Origin of the sequence: Acinetobacter sp. AC1-2 (genome assembly GCF_016124155.1) — a bacterium.
GTDB lineage: Bacteria > Pseudomonadota > Gammaproteobacteria > Pseudomonadales > Moraxellaceae > Acinetobacter > Acinetobacter calcoaceticus.
In genome coordinates, this window is record NZ_JABFFO010000009.1 from 44,448 (window position 1) to 51,507 (window position 7,060).

The window sequence follows — 7,060 nt, forward strand, 5'->3', positions numbered from 1 at the left end:
AGATAAAAAAATTGAGTAAATGCTCTATTTTTTTCTAAAAAACATGATTAATATCTGTCTTTGAAAGGAAACTTCAAACAAAAAATCTGTTCCGTGGAAGGATGAAGAAAATGAAAAAAATCGTACTTGCTATGGCTGCCGCTTCTGTTGTTGGTTTTTCTGCTTCAGCGCAAGCAGCGAGTACCGTGTGTGTATTCGACCTCTTAGGAAAAGCAGGCGACTCATATAAAATGATGGAAGAATGGGCTCTAGCTGCAAAAGGCTGGGGTACTGAAATTAACTTGGTACCTCGTCAGGACGAGGCTGTTGCTGATAATGATTTTAAAGCGGGTAAATGTGATGCTGTAGCAATGACAGCAATGCGTGCACGCCAATATAACAAATTCGCAGGATCTATCGACTCACTTGGCGGTGTTCCAAATAACCAAATCGCTCAACGTGCAATTACCTATGTATTAGATGCGCGTAATGCAGCAAAAATGACCACTAATATGGGTGGTAAAAAATACGAAGTAGCTGGTATTTCTCCGCTAGGTTCAGCATTCATTTTCGTGCGTGACAAAAACATCAACTCTGTTGAAAAAGCTGCGGGTAAAAAATTCGCTGTATTGGGTTATGACGATGCACAAAAAATTATGGTGCAGCGTGTAGGTGCTCAAGCAGTTCTTTCTGATATTTCAAACTTTGCTGCGAAATTTAATAATGGCCAAGTAGATATGGTAGGTGCGCCTGCTTATGCTTACAAACCATTAGAATTAAATAAAGGTTTGGGTGCAAACGGTGTAATGTGGAACTTCCCTGTATTACACGTTACAGCTGATCTAGTATTACGTTCTGATAAATTCCCAGCTGGTTTTGGTCAAAAATCTCGTGACTGGTTTGTTAAACAGTTGCCTAAGAACTTTGCAATGATCAACCGTTTAGAAGCTCAGATTCCTGGCAAATACAAAATGAATTTAAGTGCAGAAGATAAACTTAAATATCAAAAAATGTTGCGTGATGGCCGTATGGACTTAACTAAACGCGGTGTTTACGATGCAGGTATGATGTCTGTATTGAAAAAAGCACGTTGTTCTGTAGACAAGGCTAACTTTGAATGTTCAATGCCTGGTGAATAATCTTAATTTCTCTAAAAAAGCCTAGACTTAGTTCTAGGCTTTTTGTTTTGTATATGCTGTCAATTCTGCCATTGTGGATAACTAGAAAGACGTTAAGCTAAATTTAGATAAAAACTTCATAAGGAAACATGAAGGTATAAAAATGGATCAAGGACTTCTGTGATTAAAATAATTGCTAATAGATAGACGATTATCTATTTTTGATGGAAATAAAATCATAAAAGCAAAATGGATTCGTAAAAATATCTTCAACATGATTTTTTATATGAAGCCTATCCGACTCATACCATTTCGGTGTGAAATTTCTTGGTATCGAAAAACAAAAAACTCCACAAGGAAAGGAAAAAGAATATGCAATTTTCCAAAATGCTATTACTTGCGATGGGACTGACCACAGTTTCTTTTGCAGCTCAGGCTAAACAAACAGTATGTGTTTTTGACTTCGTTGGTAAAAATGGCGATGTCTATGCGCTGATGAAGGATTATCAACTTGCCGCTAAAACCTGGGGAGCTGATATCGAACTGAAAGTAAACCAGAATGAAGCCGTTATTGCTGAAGATTTTAAAGCAGGCAAATGTGATGGCATTAGTGTGTCAGGCATGCGTGGTCGCCAATTTAACTCGTTTACAGGGTCATTAGACGCAATAGGCGCCATTCCTGACCTCAAGCTTGCTGTAAAGGTAATGCAGGGTTTAGCGAGTCCGACTTTTAGTAAATATATGGTTAACGGCCGCTATGAAGTTGTAGGTGTTATTCCAGTTGGCGATGCTTATCTTTTAGTAAATGATCGCAGCATCAATACAGTAGCGAAAGCTGCAGGTAAAAAAATTGCAGTTCTTGACTATGATGAAGCGCAAAAAATTATGGTTCAGCAGGTAGGCGCGCAAGCTGTTAGTGCCGATATAACGAATTTCGGTGCTAAATTTAATAACCATCAGGTAGACATTATTGGTGCACCTGCGGCAGCATTTAAACCTTTAGAGCTACAAAAAGGTTTAGGAACAAAAGGGGCGATCGTAAACTATCCGATCTTACAGGTGACAGGAAATATTATTATCCGTCATGATAAGTTCCCAGCAGGTTTTGGTCAGAAATCTAGAGAGTGGGTTTCGGGTCAGTTACCACGTGCCTTTACGATCTTGGGTAAAATGAAAGCTGATATTCCACAAAAATACTGGATGGATGTTCCACCAGCAGATAAACCGGGTTACCAAAAGCTCATGCGTGAGTCACGAATTAGCCTTACACAACGTGGTGTATACGATAAACGTATGATGAAACTATTATGGCAATTCCGTTGTAAGCAAGATGCTAAAAACTTCGAATGTGGCTTACAAGACGAGAATTACAAATAATCTTGATAAAAATACTCAAGATTCGCTTTAAACTTCGAAGACAGACCCTATATTGATTATGCTATACTCAATATAGGGTCTTTTTTATTTTGAAAGGCACAGCAAAATCCGAGGAACAATCATCATGAATGCCCAAGCTCTAGTTTTGACAGATAATGCTGCCAATAAGGTACGCCAACTCCGTGATAGTGAAGGGAATGACGATCTCATGTTACGTGTATATGTAACGGGAGGCGGGTGTTCAGGGTTTTCATATGGCTTTAATTTTGCTGAAAGCGTAAATGAAGATGATGCAGAATTTGTTAATGGCGATGTAAAAATGCTTGTTGACTCACTCAGCTATCAGTATTTAATTGGCTCAGTGGTTGATTATGTAGAAGGCCTTGAAGGTTCACGTTTTATTATCCAAAACCCGAATGCAACAACAACATGCGGTTGTGGTTCTTCATTCTCGATTTAAAAAGAATTTTAAAATTTAAAAACCTCTCTATTTTGAGAGGTTTTTTATTGATCAGATCATTACTTTTCACGGGTAGATTCTAAAAAATATTGCACAAGTTCTGGGGCATTTTGATATGGAATCCAATGCGAAGCATCCATAAAAACTGCACGATAACTATTTTTAAAATAACCGGAGTTTAACTTGGCACTTTTTTCTGTAACGGCAATATCATGTTTACCCCAAATGAAAAGAGTAGGAACATCTATTGCTTTAAACGGATTTTGAGGCTTGTCCCAAAAAAAGCCACGATACCAATTCAACGCCGTACCTAATCTATTTTCCTTTATAAACTCGGTCTCGAATGTTTCAATTTGCTGCTCGGTCATGCCAGATGACTGAAGAAATTTACGACCTAATTTAGGCATCTTTTTAAATAGAACTTCAGGAAGAAGAGGAAGCTGAAAAACTGCAAAATAATAAGATTTAAAAAGTTGTTTGCTGCTTAAGCAGGCTTTTAAAAAAGCAGCTTGATGTGGTACAGAAACTAAAGTGAGATGTTGAATATATTGTGGATACTTCATTGCAACGCCCGACGCGATTGCAGATCCCCAGTCGTGCCCTATTAAATAGACTGGTTGACCGAGTTGCTTAATAAAAATTGCAACGTCTTCTACCAGTTCACTCAGTGAATATTGAAATCGGCTTTGAGGTCTAGCATTTAAACTATAACCCCGTTGATGAATTGCAAGCGTTCTAAATTGGTGCTGATGCAATAATTCCGAGGTTTGCCCCCAACTATGAGCAGTTTCTGGAAAACCATGCAATAAAACAACGAGTGGGCCATCAATAGGGCCTGAATCAATCACATCGAATGTCCAGTCGCCACGGGTGTACTGATGGATACGTTTGGTTAGATCCATGATGAAAGTGCCTCAAATTATTTTTGTTGGCACTTATCATGAGTTTTTATGCTCATTTAAATAACAGCATTTCGGGTCAGTAAATGTGCTATGAGGTCGAATCTGACCAATCAAATCGATATGTAGTTTTATACCGCCGTGATCGTACCTAGAATTCTAAAATCCGACGCACCTGTTACCGCTGGTAAATTACCACTTAAACCATTTACAAAACGCATTGCTAACCATGCAAATGCTGTAGCCTCAACCCAAGTAGGGGAGAGTCCTAAAACATCGGTAGGTTGAACTGACCAATTATGCTTACGTAAACGCCAGCGCAATTGTTCTAATAAATAAGAGTTATAAGCACCGCCACCACAAACATATACTTCACCTGTTTCCATCTCTGAGCGATAAATCGCTTTTTGAATAGCACGCACAGTGAGTTTTAATAAGGTGGCTTGGACGTTTTCAGGTGTGTCTTCTAACTCATCATAAGTTAAATCGTTTCGCCAATCGATTAACTGATCATCTAACCAGTCAATATTGAAATCTTCACGTCCTGTACTTTTCGGTGGTTCTTTAGAGAAATATTCATGTGCATGAAGACGGTCGAGTAAAGAGCGGATAGGGTGCCCATAAGCTGCCCAATCACCATTTTCATCATATGGATGACCAGTATGACGATGACACCACGCATCCATCAAAATATTTGCAGGACCCGTATCAAAACCAAATACGCCGTCTGCATTGTTGGCAGGCAGCATACTCACATTAGCAATACCGCCCAAATTTAAAATCACACGATGGATACTTGGATGTTGAAATAATGCCTGATGGAAAGCAGGCACTAATGGTGCACCTTGACCACCCGCTGCCATATCTCTACGACGGAAATCTGAAACAACCGGAATTTGAGTGATTTCGGTAATGATATTGGGATCGCCAATTTGTAGCGTAAACCCATGTTCTGGACGGTGACGAATTGTCTGCCCATGCGAACCAATCGCTTTAATTTGACTACGATCTAATTGATGCTTTTCAATGAGAGTATTAATCCCGTGACCAATCATTTGGGCCAGAGCAACATCAGCTTTACCCATGCGGTCAATTTCATTGTCATCAGGTAAAGTTAATGCCATAAGCTCATCACGTAACTCGGGTTCAAATGGAACTGTAAGAGTGGCATGAAGCTGTAGTGGCTCAAATGAAGCCGCAACAATATCCACACCATCCATACTAGTGCCAGTCATTACGCCGATATAGATTGCGCTCATATGCAACTTCCCCTGCAAGACGCTGAAAAAATGTTAGTATATCGCACAAATTGAATAACTGATGTGTTTAGGTTTTGTGATGTCAAATTTCTTGCCCGCCGAAGAACAGCTTGCCCTCATCCAACGAGGCACGCACGAAATTATTTCAGAAGAAGATTTACTGAAAAAGCTCAAAGAGAACCGTCCCCTTAAAATTAAAGCTGGTTTTGACCCTACAGCACCAGATTTACATTTAGGACATACTGTTCTTATTAATAAATTAAAAACGTTCCAAGATTTGGGTCATGAAGTGACCTTCTTGATTGGTGACTATACTGCCATGATTGGTGACCCAACTGGTAAAAGCGCAACCCGTCCGCCGTTGTCACGCGAACAAGTAGAAGCCAACGCTAAAACTTATCAAGAACAAGTTTTCAAAATATTAGATCCGAATAAAACAAAAGTACGTTTTAACTCAGAATGGTTTAATCAGAAGTCTGCTGCTGACCTTATTCAGCTAGCAAGTCAACAAACCGTATCTCGTATGTTAGAGCGTGACGATTTTACAAAGCGTTATAGCAACCATCAGCCGATTGCAATTCACGAGTTTTTATATCCTTTAGTTCAAGGCTATGACTCTATTGCACTTGAAGCTGACGTTGAGTTAGGTGGTACAGACCAGACCTTTAACTTACTTATGGGTCGTACTTTACAAAGTCGTTATGGTCAAGAATCACAAGTGTGTATCACTGTTCCGATTCTAGAAGGTTTAGATGGCGTAAATAAAATGTCTAAATCTTTGGGTAACTACATTGGTGTATTTGATACGCCAGGTGCAATGTACCAAAAAGTTTTATCAATGCCAGACTCTTTAATCGAACGCTATTTCGATTTACTCAGCTTTAAATCTCTAGATGAGATCAAAACTTTATTAGATGAAATTGCTGCTGGCCGTAATCCACAAGAAGTAAAACGTATTCTTGCACTTGAACTGGTTGAACGTTTCCATGATGCAGAAGCTGCAGCTAATGCACATAAAAGTGCTGGTAACCTTATTACAGAAGGTGAAGTACCCGAAGACACCCCAGAGGTGACTATTTCACGTGGTGAGTTTGGTGGAGAAATCTTTATTGCTACGATTCTACGTTTAGCTGGCCTAAATCCGAATGCAGCAGCTGCAAAAGATGCTGTAGCTCGCGGAGCAGTAAAAGTTGACTGGAATGCTGTTGATGCAAGTTTCTCTGTAAAAGAAAACGGTACTTTCATTATTCAGTCAGGTAAGAAAGCAATTGCTCGTGTAACGTTCACTGACTAAGAAAGTTGTATAGTCATAAAAAGCAGGAGTAATCCTGCTTTTTTTTTATTTAAGGATCATAAAAACAATTCAGCGTTCCACGTGGAACAATCTAAAGATCAGTAATAATAAAAGAAGTAAATTAAAAATAAGAAGAAATATAGAGTGGGGTAGAGTATTTGCTCTATTATTTCTTTGGAATCTTTGGAATCTTTGGAATCTTTGGAATCTTTGGAATCTTTGGAATCTTTGGAATCTTTGGAATCTTTGGAATCTTTGGAATCTTTGGAATCTTTGGAATCTTTGGAATCTTTGGAATCTTTGGAATCTTTGGAATCTTTGGAATCTTTGGAATCTTTGGATTAGAAGAAGCTATATATGCCTCTAAGCTCTATAGAAGACATATTAAAACTCACGATAACCTACATTTCTGAATATAAGAATTAAGAAAAAGCAGTAAAAATGCCTAAAAAAAAAGCACATACATCACTTTTTTCGTAAAATAGTAGAAAAAATCGGCACTCAAAAGAAAAAGGCTGAAATACCCCTTGCAAAGGGATCTTAATCCTCTATAATGCACATCCATCGGCGGTGATGCAGATAAGAACTTGTTGAAAAACAGTTACTTGGAATTGGGTTGATTGCTTTGAGCAGTGGATTTGATAAGAAGTTGGTTTTGAGAATAAGTTTTAAAA

At 38.7% G+C, this 7,060-nt stretch carries 7 protein-coding genes; 5 read left to right on the forward strand and 2 right to left on the reverse strand.

Features of this window, described 5'->3' with window-relative positions; all coding sequences use genetic code 11:
- Nucleotides 1-110: 110 nt before the first annotated feature.
- The 3 genes from HL290_RS17790 (at nt 111) to erpA (ending at nt 2,934) form a co-directional block, all read left to right on the forward strand.
- Complete coding sequence (locus HL290_RS17790) at nt 111-1,118, forward strand: putative solute-binding protein (RefSeq protein WP_003656045.1); 1,008 nt, start codon at nt 111-113, stop codon at nt 1,116-1,118.
- Between the two features lie 351 nt (nt 1,119-1,469).
- Nucleotides 1,470-2,474 (forward strand): putative solute-binding protein, encoded by a 1,005-nt coding sequence (locus HL290_RS17795; RefSeq protein ID WP_198497158.1) that lies wholly within the window; start codon nt 1,470-1,472, stop codon nt 2,472-2,474.
- Nucleotides 2,475-2,598: 124 nt separating this feature from the next.
- Nucleotides 2,599-2,934: an iron-sulfur cluster insertion protein ErpA gene (gene erpA / locus HL290_RS17800; protein WP_003656048.1), complete on the forward strand. Its 336-nt coding sequence runs from the start codon at nt 2,599-2,601 to the stop codon at nt 2,932-2,934.
- 59 nt (nt 2,935-2,993) lie between these two features.
- Here erpA and HL290_RS17805 read toward each other — a convergent pair whose 3' ends face one another.
- On the reverse strand, nt 2,994-3,836 hold the full coding sequence (locus tag HL290_RS17805; protein WP_198497159.1) for an alpha/beta fold hydrolase: 843 nt from the start codon (nt 3,834-3,836) through the stop codon (nt 2,994-2,996).
- Nucleotides 3,837-3,964: 128 nt separating this feature from the next.
- The gene (locus HL290_RS17810) at nt 3,965-5,092 is read right to left on the reverse strand and encodes an anhydro-N-acetylmuramic acid kinase (protein ID WP_004640222.1); all 1,128 of its coding nucleotides are present in this window, start codon (nt 5,090-5,092) and stop codon (nt 3,965-3,967) included.
- Between the two features lie 61 nt (nt 5,093-5,153).
- On the opposite strand from HL290_RS17810, the gene tyrS reads away from it, so the two are divergent.
- Together tyrS and HL290_RS18725 are read left to right on the forward strand one after the other, a co-directional pair.
- Nucleotides 5,154-6,386 (forward strand): tyrosine--tRNA ligase, encoded by a 1,233-nt coding sequence (gene tyrS, locus HL290_RS17815; protein WP_017387717.1) that lies wholly within the window; start codon nt 5,154-5,156, stop codon nt 6,384-6,386.
- Between the two features lie 158 nt (nt 6,387-6,544).
- Nucleotides 6,545-6,799, forward strand: coding sequence for a hypothetical protein (locus HL290_RS18725; protein ID WP_227602322.1), 255 nt, complete (start codon nt 6,545-6,547; stop codon nt 6,797-6,799).
- The last annotated feature ends 261 nt before the right edge of the window (nt 6,800-7,060 follow it).

What these genes read in the sequence shown, in the direction of transcription:
- HL290_RS17790 (WP_003656045.1), top strand. Translation starts at nt 111, where the DNA reads ATGAAAAAAATCGTACTTGCTATGGCTGCCGCTTCTGTTGTTGGTTTT.
- HL290_RS17795 (WP_198497158.1), top strand. Translation starts at nt 1,470, where the DNA reads ATGCAATTTTCCAAAATGCTATTACTTGCGATGGGACTGACCACAGTT.
- erpA (WP_003656048.1), top strand. Translation starts at nt 2,599, where the DNA reads ATGAATGCCCAAGCTCTAGTTTTGACAGATAATGCTGCCAATAAGGTA.
- HL290_RS17805 (WP_198497159.1), bottom strand. Translation starts at nt 3,836, where the DNA reads ATGGATCTAACCAAACGTATCCATCAGTACACCCGTGGCGACTGGACA.
- HL290_RS17810 (WP_004640222.1), bottom strand. Translation starts at nt 5,092, where the DNA reads ATGAGCGCAATCTATATCGGCGTAATGACTGGCACTAGTATGGATGGT.
- tyrS (WP_017387717.1), top strand. Translation starts at nt 5,154, where the DNA reads ATGTGTTTAGGTTTTGTGATGTCAAATTTCTTGCCCGCCGAAGAACAG.